The sequence below is a fragment of the Azospira sp. I09 genome (assembly GCF_009177135.1).
Classification (GTDB): Bacteria; Pseudomonadota; Gammaproteobacteria; order Burkholderiales; family Rhodocyclaceae; genus Azospira; species Azospira oryzae.
Genome location: NZ_AP021844.1, coordinates 2,293,520 through 2,310,545 on the forward strand (window position 1 = coordinate 2,293,520; position 17,026 = coordinate 2,310,545).

Here is a 17,026-nt window from a genome sequence, read left to right on the forward strand (position 1 = left end):
CCGCCAGTGCTCAAACCCGACCGGCACTCCTGGGAAGTCACACTAAAGTGATAGCCAGCTTTTGACCAACGCACCAAGCCCCATTTGGTGCACCGGATTTCAGGCGGCAGACACCCGGGCGGCAATGGCGGCAGCTATCTGCTCGTCGCTGGCCACATCGCTCACCACCGCATCACCGATGCCGCGGAACAGCACCAGGCGCAGCTTCCCCGCTTCCACCTTCTTGTCGTGGCGCATCAATTCCAGGTAACGCTCCACCCCCAGGTCCGGACCGCTGACGGGCAAGCCGGCCAGACGGAAGACGGACTCCACCCGGGCCACCTCGGCCGGACCGATCCAGCCGAGACAGGCCGACAGTTCCGCCGCCATCACCGTACCGGCCGCCACGGCCTCGCCATGGAGCCAGACGCCGTAGCCCAGGCCGGTCTCGATGGCATGGCCGAAGGTATGCCCCAGGTTGAGCAGGGCCCGCTCACCCGTTTCCCGCTCGTCCCGGGCCACCACTTCGGCCTTGTGGGCGCAGGAGCGATACACGGCCTCGGCCAGCAGGGCCTTGTCCCTGGCCAGCAGGCCGGGCAGGCTGGACTCGATCCAGCCCAGGAACTGGGGATCCCGGATCAGGCCGTACTTGATCACCTCGGCCAGGCCGGCCTTCAGCTCCCGTTCCGGCAGGGTGTCCAGGGTGTCGATGTCGGCCAGCACCAGCTTGGGCTGATAGAAGGCGCCGATCATGTTCTTGCCCAGAGGATGATTGATGGCCGTCTTGCCGCCCACCGACGAGTCCACCTGGGACAGCAGGGTGGTGGGCACCTGGATGAAGGGCATGCCGCGCTGGTAGCAGGCGGCGGCAAAACCGGTGGTGTCGCCGATGACCCCGCCGCCCAGGGCGATCAGGGTGGTGGAACGTTCGGCCCGGCTTTCCAGCAGGGCGTCGAAAATCCGGTTGAGGGTCGGCCAGTCCTTGAACTCCTCCCCATCGGGCAGCACCACCTGGGAAACGGCCACGCCATTGGCCCGCAGCAGGGCCGCCAGGGGCTCCAGATAAAGGGGCGCCACGGTCTCGTTGCTGACGATGACCGCCTTCTTGCGCCCCAGGTGGGGCAGGATCAGGTCGGCGCGCTGCAGCAGGCCGCTGCCGATGTGGATGGGATAGGAGCGGTCGCCCAGGGCGACCTGCAGGGTTTGCTGAGTCATGGCGTGGAAGGCGTTGGCGGTGCGGGAGCCGGCTCGACGCCCACCAGGGGCGCCGACTGGGCGACGCGCAGCAGGAGCTGCACCGAGGCGTTGGCGGAGTGGGAAGAGGCGTCGATGACCATGTCCGCCACCTCCCGGTAGAGGGGGTCCCGTTGCACATAGAGCTGGCGCAGCCGCCCCAGGGGATCGGCCACCTGCAGCAGGGGACGGTTGCGGTCGTTGCGGGTGCGGGCGTAGAGCAGCTCGGGGGGGGCGCAGAGATAGACGACGAAGCCGCCGGCCTTGATGGCCTCCCGGTTCTCGGGGCTGAGCACGACGCCGCCGCCGGTGGCCATGACCAGGCCGCTTTCCCGGGACAGGTCCTCGATCACCATGGACTCCCGCTTGCGGAAGCCGGCCTCGCCCTCGATCTCGAAAATCACCGGAATGGAAACGCCGGTACGGCTTTCCACCTCATGGTCGGAGTCGACAAAACGCTTCCCCAGGCGCTTGGCCAGGAGACGTCCGATGGTGGTCTTGCCGGCCCCCATGAGGCCCACCAGAATTATGTTGTCTTGCTTGGTTTTCACCCGGCCATTGTACCAGCAGGCGCCCCGGCCCAAACGCCCACCAGGGCCCGCCGGCCGCGCTTGGCCAACTTGCCGGCCCGTCGCAGGGCTTCCTTCGGCTCCCGGCAGGATTGTTCGACAAAGGCATTGCAGGCAGCCCAGCGTCCCTCCGCCAGGGGCAGCACCGCCACCGCCCGGCCGCCGTCCACCCAGGCCAGGAGACTGAGTTCCGGACGGCCCCAGGAGGCAGCCACCAGTTCCATGCACTCCTCCCGGGGCAGGCCCAGGGCCACCAGGGCATCGATGGGGGAATCGTGCTCGGAACGGAGCACGGCGGGAAAATACTGCAGTTCGCTATCCATGGGCCGCTTCTAACATGGGCTTGCCGCCCGTGGCAACGAGAGGACCGTAAGGGCAGCCGTTCTTGTGCTGCCCCGGTGGGGCAGGCACAATCCGGGGCTTCTGGAGTCTCGTCCCATGAAATACGACATCGTTATCGTCGGCGGCGGCCTGGCCGGCCTGGCCTTCGCCTGCGCCCTCAAGGAATCCCGCCTGAAGATCGCCCTGGTGGAAGGCCGCGCGCCGAACCGGCCCGAAGGCTGGGATGCGCGCATCTACGCCATCAGCCCGGCCAATGCCCGCTTCCTCGCCGACATCGGCGTGTGGAAGCACCTGGACGCCGGCCGCATGGCGCCGGTGCGGGCCATGGAAGTGTATGGCGACGGCGACAGCCGCCTCGACTTCTCCGCCTACCAGAGCGGCGTGCCAGAACTGGCCTGGATTCTCGAGTCCTCCCTGATGGCCCAGGAGCTGTGGGAGAACGTCAAGCGCCAGGGCAATGTGGACATCCTCTGCCCGGCCACGCCCCGGGAACTGGAATTCCGCGCCGACGCCACCCTGCTGCACCTGGAAGACGGCAGCAGCCTCTCCGCCCGTCTGCTGGTGGGGGCCGACGGCCGCGAATCCTGGGTGCGCAACCGGGCCGGCCTCGCCGCCCACTACAGCCCCTACGGCGAAAAGGGCCTGGTGGCCAACTTCAGCACCGAAAAGCCCCACGGCGACATCGCCTATCAGTGGTTCCGCGACGACGGCGTGCTGGCCTACCTGCCCCTGCCGGGCAACCGCATCTCCATCGTCTGGTCCACCCCGGACACCCACGCCGACGCCCTCGCCGCCCTGCCCGCCGAGGAGCTGTGCGCCCGGGTGGCCGCCGCCGGCAACCACACCCTGGGCCAGCTGGAACTGCTGACGCCGGCCGCCGCCTTCGCCCTCAAGCTGATGCGGGTGCCCGAACCGACGGCGCCACGCCTGGCCCTGATCGGCGACGCGGCCCACGGTATCCACCCCCTTTCCGGCCACGGCATCAACCTGGGCTACCGGGACGCCAAGACCCTGGCCGAGATCATTGCCGCTGCCGCGCCCTGGCAGGACATCGGCGACGCCCGCCTGCTGGCCCGCTACCGCCGCGCCCGCAAGGAGGAGGTGATGCTGCTGCAGACCACCACCGACGGCCTGCGCCGCCTCTTCCGCGAAGACCTGCCCGGCTTGAAGCCCCTGCGCAATCTGGGCCTCAACCTGGTGAACCGCCTCGGCCCCGTGAAAAGCGCCCTGATGCGTTACGCCCTCGAATCCTGAAGTTTCCCCACCGGAGTCCTCCATGCGACAACTCAAATTCCTGGCCGCCCTGTTCTGCGCCGGCGCCCTCCTCTCCCTGCCTGCCGCCGCCGACGAAGCCTCGGTGAAAAAGGCCGTGGAAGACAAGATCAACGGCAAGGTGCAGAGCGTCACCAAGTCCGGCTATCTGGGCCTCTACGAGGTCTTCGCCGACGGCCAGGTGCTGTACACCGACGAGAAGGTCAGCGTGCTGCTGATCGGCACCCTGGTGGACGGCAAGACCATGCAGAACGTCACTGCCGAACGCCTGAAGAAACTGACCGCCGTGAAGTTCTCCGAACTGCCCCTGGAGCTGGCGGTGAAGCAGGTCAAGGGCAACGGCAAGCGCGTCCTGGTGACCTTCGAGGACCCCAACTGCGGCTACTGCAAGCGCCTCATCAAGGATCTGCAGAAGCTGGACAACATCACCATCTACACCTTCCTCTATCCCATCCTCTCGGCCGACTCCCTGGAGAAGTCCAAGCAGGTGTGGTGCGCCAGCGACCGGGCTGCCGCCTGGAGCACCATGATGACTTCCGCCAAGCCCTTCACCGGCCGCACCGACTGCGACACCAGCCCGGTGCAGAAGTCCTTTGAACTGGGTCGCCGCCTCAACATCACCGGCACCCCGACCCTGTTCTTCGCCGACGGCGAACGCATTCCCGGCGCCGTACCCCTGGACGTCATCGAGAAAAAACTGAACAGCCTGGGCCACTGAGCCCACCGGCCAACGCCGGAAAGCACAAGGGCCGCTGATGCGGCCCTTGTCGTTTGCAGCCGCCGCCTTCAGGCGGCCGAGACCTTGAACTGCCCCACCAGCTGATCCAGGGTGCGTACCGCACCGCTGGTGAGGGCGGTGCTGCGGCTGGATTCATCCACCGACTGGCGCACCGCCTCGGCCGCCACGGCGATGGTCTCGATGCGGCCGCCGGTGGCGCGGGTGGCCGCCTCCAGCTCGTCGATGGTGGCGAAGAGGTGCTCCAGGATGTCCTGCACCTCCTGCTTTTCCGAGGCCGCATCCGCCGCCAGGCGCAGCCCCTCTTCCAGTTCGCTCATGCCGGTGTCCATGCTCACCACCGCATCCTCGGCCCGGGACTGGACGCCGCCGATCATGGCGGCAATCTCCTTGGTGGCGTCGGCAGTGCGCTCGGCCAGCTTGCGCACCTCGTCGGCCACCACGGCGAAGCCCCGGCCCGCCTCGCCGGCCCGGGCCGCCTCGATGGCGGCATTTAGAGCCAGCAGGTTGGTCTGGCTGGCGATCTCGTGGATCACCGTGCCGATGCGGCCGATCTCCGCCGTGCTGCTTTCCAGGTCCCGGATGGTGCGGGTGGCACCGCCCACGGACTCCAGGATGCCGGCGCTGCGGGACTGCACCAGCTCCATCTGCCGCCGGGCCTCGGCCGTCACCTGAGCCACCGCCTCGCGCATGGCCTCCACCTTCTGGCTGGCGGCGTTGATGTCCTCCACCTGGCCCCGGATGGATTCCTCGGTTTCCCGCATCTCCGCCGCCATCTGGGCCGAGGCCAGGGCCGTGGCCCGGCTCTTTTCCTGCAAGGTGCCGTTGGTGCCGTCGATCTCGCCGGAGGTCTGGATCACCCGGCGGATGATCTGTTCCAGGTTGTCGATGAAGCTGTTGATCCACTGGGACATGACCGTGGTTTCGTCGCTGCCTCCCTCGCTGGTGGGCAGACGCTGGCTGAGGTCGCCGCCGCCCTCGGCGATGGAGCGCAGCACGCTGCTGCTCTTGCGCAGGCGCTGGCTCAGGGGCTTCATGCCGAACAGGTTGAAGAAGAAGCCGCCGCCGATGACCAGGCCCAGCTCCAGCAGGCGGGCCGGCAGGCCGGACAGGCCCAACAGCTCCTGCACCTCGACGCCCAGGCCCCAGGCCAGGATCACCACCAGCCAGTACAGCTTCTGCAGCTTGTAGGCGATGCTGCGGTAGCGATAGACTTCCTCCAGGTCGGCCTCGCACATCATGCCCCAGCGGTCCGGCGAGCCGGGCAGGCTGAAGGTGACGCCCTTGCCGATCACCGGCACGTGGCGGTAGTCGGAATAGCCCGGATAGGTGACGAACAGGTTCTGCCCCTTGCGGATGGTTTCCCGCACGCCGGGGTGCAGCTGGCCCGTGGCCGGGTCGTTGAACACCAGTTCCAGTTCCGTGTGCTCCCGCACCCGCACGGTGCCGTAGTCGGTGCGCACCCCCTGCTTCAGGTTGTCTCCCAGGGAGAAGGTGGCGTCCTCGAAACGGGAACGGGAGAGGGCCGTGCCCGGCTGGATGGACGGGTCGAACTCGGCCTTGACCATGAACAGGTAGTTGTCCCCCGAATCCCGGAAGATGTGCCCCGCCTCCCGCTGGATCAGGTCTCCCACCACGTCGTTGGGCACCCGGCCGCAGACCGCCCCGGCAAATTCCCCGGCCACGTTGATGGGCAGGTAGAACATCAGGGTCACTGCATCGTGGAAACGGGAAGAGGACGGCCCCAGGACCTTGGTCACCGGGTCCACATAGGGGCCGTGCAGGAAGCGTCCCTGGAGGCCGGCGGCGACGGCCCGGGCGGGCAAGTCCCGGGCGCCGACCCGGCTGCCCTGGGTGGATTCCAGCACCACCCCGTTGCTGTCGATGAGGAACAGTTCGGAGAAGTCCCGGGCGAAGCTCTTCTTCTCCTGGAACAGGCTGCGGGGCCGCTGGGGATGCAGGGCCTGGAGGTCCCCGGCCAGGGTTTCCAGGTGGTGCCAGCACTGCTCGGCCCAGCTTTGCAGGATGCGCACCCGAGTCGAGGCGAAGCCCTCGAAGGCCTGTTCCAGCACGGGGTAGCGGTCCCGGTTGAGGTAGGTGGCCCAGCCCATGGCGATCTTGCCGGTCTTGCCCCCCAGAGGCAGCCAGCCTTTCTCGCGGCTGGACAGGGACATGGAAGGACTCTGCAGCATCTGTTCTCTCCGCATTTTTGTGTATTAGTTCACATTCTTTAGCAAGGGCGATGCCAACCCCGTACGGCGAAACGGGAAAATTCCTGCAGCCACGTCCGCCGGCCCCCGCAGGGGAAAAGGCCCCAAATGAAAAGGGGAGCCCGAGGCTCCCCTGCTGCACCGAAAGCGTGAATTACCAGAGAGTTTCCCGCTCGGCGGAGGCGGTGATCTTGTGGATGGAAAGGTCGGCGCCGTTGTATTCATCCTCCTGGTCCAGGCGGATGCCCACCAGCTGCTTGATGACGCCATAGACCAGGCCGCCGCCCACCAGGGCGATAACGATGGCCAGGCCGGTCATGAGCAACTGGGACAGGAAGGACACGCCACCGGCGCCACCCAGGGCCTCCAGCCCGAAGATGCCGGCAGCGATGCCGCCCCAGGCGCCGCACAGGCCGTGCAGGGGCCAGACGCCGAGAACGTCGTCGATCTTCCAGCGGTTCTGGGTCAGGGTGAACATGACCACGAAAAGGGCACCGGCAACGCCGCCGGTGACCAGGGCACCAAGGGGGTGCATCAGGTCGGAGCCGGCGCAGACGGCCACCAGGCCGGCCAGGGGGCCGTTATGCACGAAGCCCGGGTCGTTCTTGCCCAGCACCAGGGCCGCCAGGGTGCCGCCCACCATGGCCATGAGGGAGTTGAGGGCCACCAGGCCGGAAATCTTGTCCAGGCTCTGGGCGCTCATGACGTTGAAGCCGAACCAGCCGACGATGAGGATCCAGGCGCCCAGGGCCAGGAAGGGAATGGAGGACGGCGGATGGGCGCCGGCGATGCCGCCATCCTTGTGGTAGCGGCCGCGGCGGGCGCCGAGCAGGAGTACGGCGGGCAGAGCGATCCAGCCGCCCATGGCATGCACCACCACGGAGCCGGCGAAATCGTGGAACTCGGCGCCGAAGCTGGCCAGCAGCCATTCCTGGATGCCGAAGGCGTGGTTCCAGGCGATGCCTTCGAAGAAGGGATAGACGAAGCCCACCAGGCAGAAGGTGGCGGCCAGCTGGGGATTGAAGCGGGCCCGCTCGGCGATGCCGCCGGAGATGATGGCCGGGATGGCGGCGGCGAAAGTGAGCAGGAAGAAGAACTTGGTCAGGTCGTGGCCGCTGTTCTGCATCAGCGCCTGGGCGCCCTGGAAGAAATGCACGCCGTAGGCGATGCCGTAGCCGACGAAGAAGTAGGCCAGGGTGGACACGGCGAAGTCGGAAAGGATCTTCACCAGGGCATTGACCTGGTTCTTGCGGCGCACGGTGCCCAGTTCGAGGAAGGCAAAACCGGCGTGCATGGCGAGCACCATAATGGCGCCCAAGAGAACGAAAAGGGTGTCCGAGGCGGACTTGTAAGCTTCCATGGTGCCTCCAGCAAAAAGTTGGCACCACAAAAGCAAGCCCCGTTCCAGGGGCTTAGCACTGTTAAATCACTACCTTAGCCATAGGCGCCCGGCAGGTACGCACCGGCATTGTGCGTATTGCACCGGACATGCTGCCTATTGGTGCATTTTGCACCGTGCCGGGGCGCCCGCCGTCCGGCCCCTTAGCGGGGTCCCAGACCGGGTGGCAGCAGCACCCACATCTGGCCAGTCTGTTTCATCCGCCCGGCCAGGGCGCCGGCCTCGGCGCCGTAACCCCAGAAGTAGTCGGCCCGCACCACGCCCTTGATGGCGCCGCCCGTGTCCTGGGCCAGCACCAGGCGGCGCAGGGGCTTGCTGCTGTTGGGATGGCTCGCCGCCAAGAACACCGGCGCCCCCAGGGGCGTGCTGCGGGGATCGATGGCGATGCTGCGCTCCGGCGTCAGGGGCACACCCAGGGCGCCGATGGGGCCTTCGCTGGCGGGCAGGTCCAGCTCCCGGAAAAAGACGTAGCTGGGATTGGCGTTGAGCAGGTCGTTGACCTTGGCCGGATTGGCCCGGGCCCAGGCCTGGATGCCCTGCATGGAAGCCTGCTCCGGTTTCAGCTCGCCCCGCTCGATCAGCACCCGGCCGATGGACTGGTAGGGGTGGCCGTTCTGGTCGGCGTAACCGAGGCGGACGATGCTGCCGTCGGGCAGCCGGACCCGACCGGAGCCCTGGATCTGCAGGAAGAACAGCTCGATGGGGTCGTCCACCCACAGCAGGGTGCGGGCCTTGAGGCTGTCCTCCCTGGCCATCAGCTCGGCCCGGGACCAGTAGGGCACCACCTTGTTGCCCAGCAGGCGGCCCCGCAGGCGGTAGTTCTTGAGGTCCGGATACAACTCGGAGAGGTCGATGGTGAGCAGGTCGTCCGGCACCCCCAACACGGCATAGCGGCCGGGACCGGTGGGCTTGCGGCTGCCTTTGAGCAGGGGCTCGTAATAGCCGGTGATCATGCCCTCGACGGTGCCTTCCGGATTGGTCAGCAGATAGGGCTGGAAGCGGGATTCGAAGAAGCGCCGCAGGCTGCCGTTGTCCGGCTTGCTCCCCAGGGTCTGGGCCTCATCGCAGGCGGGACGCCACAGGGGCCATTCCTTCTTGCCCACCAGGCCCTTGCAGGATTGCAGGAAGGCCGGCCAGGCAGCTCCCAGGTCGTCCTCGCCCCAGCCGGGCAGGTCTTCCCAGCGGGCCGACTGCAACGGCTTGGCGGCGGGAAGCGGCGGCAACTGGGCGCCGGCGGGCGGACACACCGGGGCGACGCCGGGCGCCGGGCAAACGGGACAGGCCGGGCAGGCGCCGGCGGTGGTGGCCGCCGGCCGGGGCGCCGTGGCGCAGCCGGCCAGGAGGGCCAGGCTGGCGGCAAGCAGGAGCAGGCGGCGGGGCATTTGGCTTATGGGCATGATTGGGCTAAGGTCCGGACTTTTCCCCAGTATACCGGTAGCCCCATGCCCTCACCTGCCAAGACGCCCCGTACGGCAGCCGCCGTGGCCGATCCCCTGGAACGCCTGGTGCGCTTCCTCGACACGGCCGAAGCCCTGCTCGCCCGCCTCGAGCCCCTGCTGCCCGAAGCCCTGCCCCAGCCCGACTGGAAAGCCCCGGCCTACCGCTGGCGGCGCAAGAACGGCCGCGGCTTTCTGCAGGCCGTGGCCAAGCCCCATCCGATCCGCCTCAAGGACCTGCAGGACATCGACGACCAGAAGCAGCGCATCGTCGCCAACACCCGTCAGTTCCTCGCCGGCCGCCCGGCCAACAACGTGCTGCTGACCGGCACCCGGGGCTGCGGCAAGTCCTCCCTGGTGAAGGCCCTGCTCAACGAATACCAGAGGAAGGGCCTGCGCCTGATCGAGGTGGACAAGTCGGACCTGGTGGACCTGCCGGACATCGTGGATATGGTGGCGGGCCGCCCCGAGCATTTCATCATCTTCAGCGACGACCTCTCCTTCGAGGCCGGCGAGGACGGCTACAAGGCCCTGAAGTCGGTGCTGGACGGCTCCGTCACCAGCGTCCCGGACAACGTGCTGATCTACGCCACCTCCAACCGCCGCCACCTGATGCCCGAGTACCACGCGGAGAACCTGGAGACGAGCAAGGTGGGCGACGAAATCCACCCGGGGGAGGCCATCGAGGAAAAGATCTCCCTCTCCGAACGCTTCGGCCTGTGGATTTCCTTCTACCCCTTCAGCCAGGACGACTACCTCAACATCACCGCCCACTGGCTGGCCCACTTCGGCTGCGCCGCGGCGGCGCGCGAGAGCTGGGAGCGGGATGCCCTCAACTGGGCCCTGCAGCGCGGCTCCCGCAGCGGCCGGGTGGCCTGGCAGTTCGCCCGGGACTACGCCGGCAGCCATGCGCCGAAGGGTGGCAAATGAGCAAGGTGGTGGAAGTATCGGCGGCCGTCATTGAACGCAATGGCGGCCAGGAATTTCTCCTCGCCTGCCGCCCCGAGGGCAAGGTCTACGCCGGCTACTGGGAGTTTCCCGGCGGCAAGGTGGAAGCCGGCGAAAGCCACCGCCAGGCCCTGGACCGGGAACTGCAGGAAGAACTGGGCATCACCGTCACCGCCGCCACGCCCTGGATTTCCCGCCGCTTCGTCTATCCCCACGCCACGGTGCGCCTCAAGTTCTTCCGCGTCACCGCCTGGGAGGGGGAGATCGCCCCGATCGAGCACTCCGCTTTTGCCTGGGCCAGGATCGGCATGGATGCTGGCGTTGAGCCCATCCTGCCGGCCAACGGCCCCATTCTGCGGGCCCTGGCCCTGCCCCCCCTGTACGCCTTGACCCAGGCCGAGGAGCGGGGAGTGGAGGCTGAAATGGCACGTCTGGAGCGGGCCCTGGCCGGGGGGCTGAAGCTGGTGCAGGTCCGGGACAAGCAACTGCCCCCTGCCGTACGCGCCGATTTCGCCGCCCGGGTGGTGGCCCTGGCCCGCGCCCACGGTGCCCGGGTCCTGCTCAACGCGCCGGACGAGGCCAGCGACCTTCTCGCCCGCCGCCTCGGCGCCGACGGCCTCCACCTGCCCGCCGCCCGCCTGCAGACCCTCACGGCCCGCCCCGATTTCCCCCTGGTGGCCGCCTCCTGCCACTCACCCCAGGAACTGGCCCTGGCCGACCGTCTGGAACTGGATTTCAGCGTCCTCGGCCCGGTCCGGCCCACCCCCAGCCATCCGGAGCAGGCCGGGCTGGGCTGGGACGTTTTCGGCGAGTGGGTATTCGATTGCGCCCAGCCGGTCTACGCCCTGGGAGGCATGACCACGACCGAACTGGAAACGGCCCGCCGCCACGGCGCCCAGGGCATCGCCCTGATGCGCGGCTGGTAGGCCTCAGGCCTTGGGGAAGGGGCTGTCGGCAACGGCCCCGTCTTCCCCCGGGCCGGCCTCTTCCTGCACCGGCACCCGGTAGGACTCGGAAGCCCAGGCGCCCAGGTCGATCAGCTTGCAGCGCTTGGAGCAGAAGGGACGATAGGGATTGTCGGGGGACCAGAGGGAGTCGCCGCCGCACTGGGGGCAACGGACTTTACGGGGTGCGCTCATGGGCGATGGCAGCCAAGGACGGAATGGGCGAAAGGGAAAAGGTACGGCGGCGGCAGGAGCAATCCCGCAGCGCCACGGGCCGCATTAAAGCAGAATTTCCAGACCGCCGCAGTCTTCCCAGGCGCAGACGTGAAAGCCACGAGTCCGGAACGGGAAAAGAACATTCAGCTGCGGGATGGAAGGCGAAGCGGCGCGAGCGGCCGCCCCAATGACGCTCAGAGGTTGCAGAAGGTCATGTCGAAGGCGACCTCGCGGTCGCAGGCCCGGGGCTTGAGGTCGCCGTCCGGGCAGGTGAAGCGGATGTTCAGGGCGTATTTGTTGGCGCTGATTTCGGGAATGGCGGGGTCGCCGTCCCGCAGGGTGACCCGCACCATCTGGGCATTGCTGCCGCCGAGCATGAGCTGGAAACCGCCGGAGGGCGCCACCTGGGCCTTGGGCCGGCCGGAGGAGCGCAGCAGGCGCAGCACGATGGTGAGGCCGTCGCGCAGGGGCAGCAGGGGCTTGAGCCAGCCCATGAGGGCGGCCCGGCGCTGCTCGGCCGGGTGGTGCTGCCAGAAATGGTAGGAGGGCAGGTCGAATTCGCAGACGCCGCCGGGAATGGCGGCCCGGCTCTTGATGCTCATCAGCCACTCGTTGTCGCGCAGGTGCTGACCGATCTTGCCGGTCATGGCCAGCAGGGCGGCGGAGGCCTGCTCGATCTCGTAGAGGGCACCGGAAAGGGCCTCTTCGGAAATGTCGGGGTTGTTGCGGAAAGCCAGCAGGGTCTGGCGCTGACGCTCCAGTTCCTGGATCAGGTCCATTTTCAGGTCGGCCCGGGAAACTTCCAGGATTTCGAACAGGGTCAGCAGGACGACATGGTGTTCCAGGTGGCCTTCGGCCTGGAGATAGTAGGCGGCCTTGTCGAACAAATCCTCCAGCCGCAGCAGGGTGCGGATGCGCTCATTGAAGGGATATTCGTAGGTGATCACGCCAGGTTTCGCCAGGGTTTGCCAGTCAGGGTCCGGTAAGTGCGCTTACGGCGGGCATTATGTCGTCAAAGTGCGAGGATTCTGAACCATTCAGCCATAAACCTCAACACTAATAAGCCTTTGGGCATAAATTTGAATAATATGCATCAAGTTGGTGCATGAATTCCGGAAGCGGCCGCCAGATACTGGCGGTGCAGGCGCTCCACCTGGGGGACCAGGGCGGCCGCATCGCCGCCGTTGTCCACCACGTCGTCGGCCACCGCCAGGCGCTGCTGGCGGCTGGCCTGGGCCGCCAGGATGGCCTGCACCTCGGCCTCGCCCATGCCGTTGCGGGCCGTCACCCGGGCCACCTGGACTGCCTCGGGGCAATCCACCACCAGCACCCGCTGCACCCGTTCCCGGTAGCTGCCCGATTCCACCAGCAGGGGCACCGCCAGGATGACGTAGGGCGCCCGGGCCGCCTGGCAGCGGCGATCGCTCTCGGCGCGGATCAGGGGATGGAGAATGGCTTCCAGGCGCTGACGCGCCGTGGCATCGGCAAAGACCTGGCGGCGCATGGCGGCCCGGTCCAGGGCGCCCCGGGCATCCACCACCGCCGGCCCGAAGGCCTCGGCGATGGCTGCCATGGCGGCGCCCTGGGGCCCGGTCAGTTCGTGGGCGATGGCATCCGTATCCACCAGGGCGGCGCCCCGGGAGACGAAGAGGTCGGCCACGGTGCTCTTGCCGCTGCCGATTCCGCCGGTGAGCCCGACGACGTAGGGCATTTCAGGGCTTCTTCGCCGCCTTGGCCTCGCAGGCGGAGGGCGTGGCGGTGATGGCGGTGCCCGAATCCTTGAGGCCCTGGATCTGGGTCGGATCGCCCCGGGCTTCCACATGCACGGCGGTGGTCTTGCCGCCCCGCAGCCCCACCTTGGCCGAACGCACGCCCTTGGCCTTGAGGCTGTCCAGCTGGTCCTTGGCGCCCTGCTCGCTGGAGAAGATGCCGAGGGAAATGGCGTACTGGTTGGCGCCGGCTTCGGTGACGATGAAGAACTCGGTGACCCCCAGCTTCTTCAGCTCGCCGGCCTTGCGCTCGGCGTCGGCCTTGCTCGCCAGGGGCGGAATGAACACCCAGTGGCTGCCGCCTTCGGCGGAGACCACGCTGCGGGAGAGGGTCAGGCTCGGGTAGCGCTTCTTGGCCAGGGCCACCAGGGCGTCGGCCTCGGCCGCCGGCAGGTCGGGCCAGGCCAGGCAGGCCTGGGCCTTCTTCTCCTCGGCTTTCTTGTCCTCGGCCTTTTTCTCTTCCGGCTTCTTTTCCTCCGGCTTTTTCTCGTCGCCCTTCTTTTCGTCCGCCTTCTTGTCGGTCGCCTGGGAGGCAGCAGGGACGGGCGTCTCCGCCACCCCCTGGCTGGCAGGCGCGTCCTCCTTGGCTACGGGGGCAGGGGCCTCGGTGGCCGGCTTCTCAGCTGCCTCCGCCGCCGGCTCGCCCTTGCTGACGATGACGATGCGCTCCGGCTGCAGCTGCTGGTGCAGCCGCTCCCCATCCGGGTTGTCGCCGCCGCCCAGATAGCCCCGGGCGAAGACGAAGAACAGCAGATTGGCCAGAACCAGCAGGAAGACCAGGACGCGCATGACGGAAATCTCCGGAAAAGGCCGGCTGGCCTCAGCCCACCTTGGGCAGATGTTCCAGGGAACGGGCGACCGCCTCGGCCGGGTAGTCGTAGTCCTCCAGCTTGCCGCTGAAGAAGCGCTCGTAGGAGGACATGTCGAAGTGGCCGTGGCCGGTGAGGTTGAACAGGATCACCTTGGGCTCGCCGGTCACCTTGGCCTTCAGGGCCTCGTCGATGGCAGCGCGGATGGCGTGGCAGGATTCGGGGGCGGGGATGATGCCCTCGGCCCGGGCGAACTGCACGCCGGCCTCGAAGGTGGCCAGCTGGGAGACGGCCACCGGCTCCACCAGGCCCTCATGCACCACCTGGGAAACCAGGGGCGAGGCGCCGTGGTAACGCAGGCCGCCGGCGTGGATGCCGGGGGGCATGAAGTCGTGACCCAGGGTGTACATCTTCATCAAGGGGGTGAAGCCGGAGGCGTCGCCGAAGTCGTAGGCGTAGGCGCCCTTGGTCAGGGTCGGGCAGGAGGTGGGTTCCACCGCCAGGCAGCGCAGGTTTTCTGCCCGCTTGTCGCCGGCGGCCTTGTCGGCCAGGAAGGGGAAGGCGATGCCGCCGAAGGAGGAGCCGCCGCCACAGGGCCCGATGACCACGTCCGGGTATTCGCCGATCTTGTCGAACTGCTTCTTCGCTTCCAGGCCGACGATGGTCTGGTGCAGCAGTACGTGGTTGAGCACGGAGCCCAGGGTGTAGTTGGTGTCGGGGCGGGAGGCGGCCTCTTCCACCGCTTCGGAGATGGCCAGGCCCAGGGAGCCCTGGTTGTCAGGATTCTCCGCCAGGGCGGCACGGCCGGTCTGGGTCAGCTCGGAGGGGCTGGCGAAGACTTCGGCACCCCAGGTCTGCATCATCAGGCGGCGGTAGGGCTTCTGGTCGTAGCTGACCTTGACCATGTACACCCGCACCGGCAGGCCGAACATCTGGCCGGCGAAGGAGATGGAGGAACCCCACTGGCCGGCGCCGGTTTCGGTGGTCAGGCGCTTGATGCCGGCCTGCTTGTTGTAGAAGGCCTGGGGCACGGCGGAGTTGGGCTTGTGGGAGCCGGCCGGGGAGACGCCTTCGTACTTGTAGTAAATCTTGGCGGTGGTGCCCAGGGCCTGCTCCAGGCGCACGGCCCGGACCAGGGGCGCGGGGCGCCACAGGCGGTAGATTTCGCGCACTTCCTGGGGAATGGGAATCCAGCGCTGGTCCGACATTTCCTGTTCGAGGATGGCGCCGGGGAAGATGACGCCCATCTGCTCCGGCGTCGCCGGCTGGCCGTCCGGACCCAGGGGCGGGGCCGGCGGGGTCTTCAGGTCGGCCACGATGTTGTACCAGTGGGTCGGAATCTCGTTCTGCTCGAGCAGGATGCGGGTGTTCTCCATGATCTCCCTTTGTCTTTTAACGGTTCTGGCCGGCAGCAAGGCCGGCAGGCGAAGTATAACGCGGCCCCGCCCCGGCTTTCCGGCCGGGCGGGGCCGCCGCGGCGGCCGTCAGGCGACGGCCGGCAGATCGGCGACCCGGGCCAGTCCTTCCAGCACCAGGTAATCCACCCGGCGCACCGGCAGGGTCGGGTCCAGGCATTCGTCCAGCTGGGCGGCGCCGCCGCCGGAAAGCAGGCAGGGGGAGCCGGGCGGCAGCTGCCGGTAGAGCCGCTCCACGGCGCCGGCCTGGGCATGCAGGCAGCCGCTGACGATGGCCGCATCGGTGCTGCGCGGCAGCTCGGCGAAATCCCCCTCGGCCAGGGGCAGCTGGGCCGTATGGCGGTTGAGGGCACCCCGCATTAGGTCGAAGCCGGGCAGGATGCAGCCGCCGGCGAAATAGCCGTGACCGGGTCGTTCCGGGTCTTCCAGCAGCACATCGATGGTCAGGGCGGTGCCCGCATTGACCACCAGGCAGGGCCGTCGCTCCTGGTTCCAGGCGCCCACCAGGGCGGCCCAGCGGTCCGCCCCCAGCTGGGCCGGGCGGGCGTAGCCGTTGCGCACCCCGGCAGCTTCCGGCGTCGCCAGAAAATTCTCCAGCCCGGGGGACAGGGGCACCAGGGCCTGGGCCACGGCCGCCGCCACTTCCGGTCCGGCCACGTTGCAAAAGAGAATGCGCTGCAGGCCCTGCCCCACCGGCAGGGCCTGGCGCAGGGCATGGGGCAGGTCGCCGATGCGCTCCCGTTCCAGGGCGCCCCGGGCACGCCAGGCGCCGGCCTGGCGCAGGCCCCACTTGAGGCGGGTGTTGCCGGCATCGAGCAGCAGGATCATAGGGGCCTCAGGGAAAGGTCGCCGGCCAGATGGCGCAGCACGCCGTCCGGGCCCTCCAGCAGCAGGGCGCCGTCGCCGTCGGCGCCGCGGCACAGGCCGGAGGCCACCACCTTGCCTTCCTCCAGCAAATGCACCGGACAGTCCTGCCAGGCATGGCGCTGCTGCCAGTCGTCGGCGAGGGCGGCAAAGCCGCCGCGGCTGAAGCGGTCCAGCACCGCCACCAGCTCCCGCAGCAGGGCCGCCAGCAGGTCGTGGCGCTCCGGCACCGCGCCCAGCAGGGTGGCCAGACCGGCCGGGGCCAGACCGCCGGGCGCACTCACCGCCGGTGCCCGCAGGTTGATGCCGATGCCGATGATGGCCTCGGTGCCGCTGCGGCTGGACGACAGTTCCACCAGGATGCCGGCCAGCTTGCCGAGGCCGCCCGGCACCGGGGCCAGCACGTCGTTGGGCCATTTCAGGACCACGCCGGTGGCGCCGAGGGATTCGCAGGCCCGGGCGACGGCCACGCCAACGGCCAGGGACAGGCCGGCCACCTTGTCGAAGCCGCCGGCAAAGCGCCACAGCAGGGAAAAGGTGAGACTGTCCTCGGGGCTGGAAACCCAGTCCCGGCCCCGCCGCCCGCGGCCGGCGCTTTGCCGGTCGGCCACCACCACACTGCCGGCCGGCGCCCCCCGGGCGGCCCGGCGCGACAGTTCGGAACTGGTGGAATCGCAGCTTTCCAGGCTGTCCACATCCACCCGGCCGACGATGGCGCCGAGGCGGGAAACGAGGAGGGCCGGGTCGATCAGGGATGCAGCCATGACAGCGCCAGAAGGAATGAAGGCGCCATTATCGGGGATAAGGCCGGGAAGGAAAAACTTCTCTGGCCCCATGCTCTGGCCTCATAGGCAGCCGCCGCCGGGAATCGAATCCCCCGGCGGG

Annotated in this window: 17 protein-coding genes; 4 read left to right on the forward strand and 13 right to left on the reverse strand. The window is 68.2% G+C overall.

Annotated features, from left to right (window positions below):
- Positions 1–99: 99 nt before the first annotated feature.
- Genes aroB through AZSP09_RS10705 form a run of 3 tightly spaced genes read right to left on the reverse strand, consistent with a single transcriptional unit; the run spans position 100 to position 2,104 of the window.
- On the reverse strand, positions 100–1,194 hold the full coding sequence (aroB, locus tag AZSP09_RS10695; RefSeq protein ID WP_152090021.1) for a 3-dehydroquinate synthase: 1,095 nt from the start codon (positions 1,192–1,194) through the stop codon (positions 100–102).
- Positions 1,191–1,763, reverse strand: coding sequence for a shikimate kinase (locus AZSP09_RS10700; protein ID WP_130459458.1), 573 nt, complete (start codon positions 1,761–1,763; stop codon positions 1,191–1,193). Before AZSP09_RS10700 ends, aroB begins: the two co-directional genes overlap by 4 nt.
- Positions 1,760–2,104: a hypothetical protein gene (locus tag AZSP09_RS10705; protein WP_152090022.1), complete on the reverse strand. Its 345-nt coding sequence runs from the start codon at positions 2,102–2,104 to the stop codon at positions 1,760–1,762. The genes AZSP09_RS10700 and AZSP09_RS10705 overlap by 4 nt, the downstream gene beginning before the upstream one ends.
- A 115-nt stretch (positions 2,105–2,219) precedes the next feature.
- Here AZSP09_RS10705 and AZSP09_RS10710 point away from each other — a divergent pair, with 115 nt between their 5' ends.
- Both AZSP09_RS10710 and AZSP09_RS10715 read left to right on the forward strand, forming a co-directional pair.
- Complete coding sequence (locus AZSP09_RS10710) at positions 2,220–3,377, forward strand: UbiH/UbiF family hydroxylase (RefSeq protein WP_152090023.1); 1,158 nt, start codon at positions 2,220–2,222, stop codon at positions 3,375–3,377.
- A gap of 22 nt (positions 3,378–3,399) precedes the next feature.
- Positions 3,400–4,113 carry a DsbC family protein gene (locus AZSP09_RS10715; RefSeq protein ID WP_152090024.1) on the forward strand — a complete coding sequence of 238 codons (714 nt, stop codon included), beginning with the start codon at positions 3,400–3,402 and terminating at the stop codon, positions 4,111–4,113.
- 68 nt (positions 4,114–4,181) lie between these two features.
- Here the strand turns inward: AZSP09_RS10715 and AZSP09_RS10720 are convergent, their stop codons facing one another.
- From AZSP09_RS10720 to AZSP09_RS10730, 3 genes are all read right to left on the reverse strand, one after another.
- On the reverse strand, positions 4,182–6,323 hold the full coding sequence (locus tag AZSP09_RS10720; RefSeq protein ID WP_152090025.1) for a methyl-accepting chemotaxis protein: 2,142 nt from the start codon (positions 6,321–6,323) through the stop codon (positions 4,182–4,184).
- Positions 6,324–6,495: 172 nt separating this feature from the next.
- Positions 6,496–7,701, reverse strand: coding sequence for an ammonium transporter (locus AZSP09_RS10725; RefSeq protein WP_152090026.1), 1,206 nt, complete (start codon positions 7,699–7,701; stop codon positions 6,496–6,498).
- A gap of 182 nt (positions 7,702–7,883) precedes the next feature.
- The gene (locus tag AZSP09_RS10730; protein WP_152090880.1) at positions 7,884–9,122 is read right to left on the reverse strand and encodes a murein transglycosylase A; all 1,239 of its coding nucleotides are present in this window, start codon (positions 9,120–9,122) and stop codon (positions 7,884–7,886) included.
- A 60-nt stretch (positions 9,123–9,182) separates the two neighbouring features.
- On the opposite strand from AZSP09_RS10730, the gene AZSP09_RS10735 reads away from it, so the two are divergent.
- Both AZSP09_RS10735 and AZSP09_RS10740 read left to right on the forward strand, forming a co-directional pair.
- Positions 9,183–10,106 (forward strand): ATP-binding protein, encoded by a 924-nt coding sequence (locus tag AZSP09_RS10735; RefSeq protein WP_232058785.1) that lies wholly within the window; start codon positions 9,183–9,185, stop codon positions 10,104–10,106.
- Complete coding sequence (locus AZSP09_RS10740) at positions 10,103–11,050, forward strand: Nudix family hydrolase (RefSeq protein WP_152090027.1); 948 nt, start codon at positions 10,103–10,105, stop codon at positions 11,048–11,050. The genes AZSP09_RS10735 and AZSP09_RS10740 overlap by 4 nt, the downstream gene beginning before the upstream one ends.
- A 3-nt stretch (positions 11,051–11,053) precedes the next feature.
- Here the strand turns inward: AZSP09_RS10740 and AZSP09_RS10745 are convergent, their stop codons facing one another.
- The 7 genes from AZSP09_RS10745 to AZSP09_RS10775 form a co-directional block, all read right to left on the reverse strand.
- Positions 11,054–11,263, reverse strand: coding sequence for a DNA gyrase inhibitor YacG (locus AZSP09_RS10745; RefSeq protein ID WP_130459465.1), 210 nt, complete (start codon positions 11,261–11,263; stop codon positions 11,054–11,056).
- Between the two features lie 215 nt (positions 11,264–11,478).
- Positions 11,479–12,231, reverse strand: a complete 753-nt coding sequence (gene zapD / locus AZSP09_RS10750) for a cell division protein ZapD (protein WP_014236160.1) — start codon at positions 12,229–12,231, stop codon at positions 11,479–11,481.
- A 146-nt stretch (positions 12,232–12,377) separates the two neighbouring features.
- Positions 12,378–12,995, reverse strand: a complete 618-nt coding sequence (gene coaE, locus AZSP09_RS10755; protein ID WP_152090028.1) for a dephospho-CoA kinase — start codon at positions 12,993–12,995, stop codon at positions 12,378–12,380.
- A gap of 1 nt (position 12,996) precedes the next feature.
- On the reverse strand, positions 12,997–13,842 hold the full coding sequence (locus AZSP09_RS10760; protein ID WP_152090029.1) for an SPOR domain-containing protein: 846 nt from the start codon (positions 13,840–13,842) through the stop codon (positions 12,997–12,999).
- A gap of 31 nt (positions 13,843–13,873) precedes the next feature.
- A complete protein-coding gene (locus AZSP09_RS10765; protein ID WP_130459468.1) occupies positions 13,874–15,238 on the reverse strand; it encodes a TrpB-like pyridoxal phosphate-dependent enzyme in 1,365 nt (454 codons plus the stop codon).
- A gap of 108 nt (positions 15,239–15,346) precedes the next feature.
- Complete coding sequence (locus AZSP09_RS10770; protein WP_152090030.1) at positions 15,347–16,105, reverse strand: type III pantothenate kinase; 759 nt, start codon at positions 16,103–16,105, stop codon at positions 15,347–15,349.
- A complete protein-coding gene (locus tag AZSP09_RS10775) occupies positions 16,102–16,905 on the reverse strand; it encodes a biotin--[acetyl-CoA-carboxylase] ligase (protein WP_232058786.1) in 804 nt (267 codons plus the stop codon). The genes AZSP09_RS10770 and AZSP09_RS10775 overlap by 4 nt, the downstream gene beginning before the upstream one ends.
- Positions 16,906–17,026 lie beyond the last annotated feature (121 nt).

What these genes read in the sequence shown, in the direction of transcription:
- aroB (WP_152090021.1), bottom strand. Translation starts at nt 1,194, where the DNA reads ATGACTCAGCAAACCCTGCAGGTCGCCCTGGGCGACCGCTCCTATCCC.
- AZSP09_RS10705 (WP_152090022.1), bottom strand. Translation starts at nt 2,104, where the DNA reads ATGGATAGCGAACTGCAGTATTTTCCCGCCGTGCTCCGTTCCGAGCAC.
- AZSP09_RS10710 (WP_152090023.1), top strand. Translation starts at nt 2,220, where the DNA reads ATGAAATACGACATCGTTATCGTCGGCGGCGGCCTGGCCGGCCTGGCC.
- AZSP09_RS10715 (WP_152090024.1), top strand. Translation starts at nt 3,400, where the DNA reads ATGCGACAACTCAAATTCCTGGCCGCCCTGTTCTGCGCCGGCGCCCTC.
- AZSP09_RS10720 (WP_152090025.1), bottom strand. Translation starts at nt 6,323, where the DNA reads ATGCTGCAGAGTCCTTCCATGTCCCTGTCCAGCCGCGAGAAAGGCTGG.
- AZSP09_RS10725 (WP_152090026.1), bottom strand. Translation starts at nt 7,701, where the DNA reads ATGGAAGCTTACAAGTCCGCCTCGGACACCCTTTTCGTTCTCTTGGGC.
- AZSP09_RS10730 (WP_152090880.1), bottom strand. Translation starts at nt 9,122, where the DNA reads ATGCCCCGCCGCCTGCTCCTGCTTGCCGCCAGCCTGGCCCTCCTGGCC.
- AZSP09_RS10735 (WP_232058785.1), top strand. Translation starts at nt 9,183, where the DNA reads ATGCCCTCACCTGCCAAGACGCCCCGTACGGCAGCCGCCGTGGCCGAT.
- AZSP09_RS10740 (WP_152090027.1), top strand. Translation starts at nt 10,103, where the DNA reads ATGAGCAAGGTGGTGGAAGTATCGGCGGCCGTCATTGAACGCAATGGC.
- AZSP09_RS10745 (WP_130459465.1), bottom strand. Translation starts at nt 11,263, where the DNA reads ATGAGCGCACCCCGTAAAGTCCGTTGCCCCCAGTGCGGCGGCGACTCC.
- coaE (WP_152090028.1), bottom strand. Translation starts at nt 12,995, where the DNA reads ATGCCCTACGTCGTCGGGCTCACCGGCGGAATCGGCAGCGGCAAGAGC.
- AZSP09_RS10760 (WP_152090029.1), bottom strand. Translation starts at nt 13,842, where the DNA reads ATGCGCGTCCTGGTCTTCCTGCTGGTTCTGGCCAATCTGCTGTTCTTC.
- AZSP09_RS10765 (WP_130459468.1), bottom strand. Translation starts at nt 15,238, where the DNA reads ATGGAGAACACCCGCATCCTGCTCGAGCAGAACGAGATTCCGACCCAC.
- AZSP09_RS10770 (WP_152090030.1), bottom strand. Translation starts at nt 16,105, where the DNA reads ATGATCCTGCTGCTCGATGCCGGCAACACCCGCCTCAAGTGGGGCCTG.
- AZSP09_RS10775 (WP_232058786.1), bottom strand. Translation starts at nt 16,905, where the DNA reads ATGGCTGCATCCCTGATCGACCCGGCCCTCCTCGTTTCCCGCCTCGGC.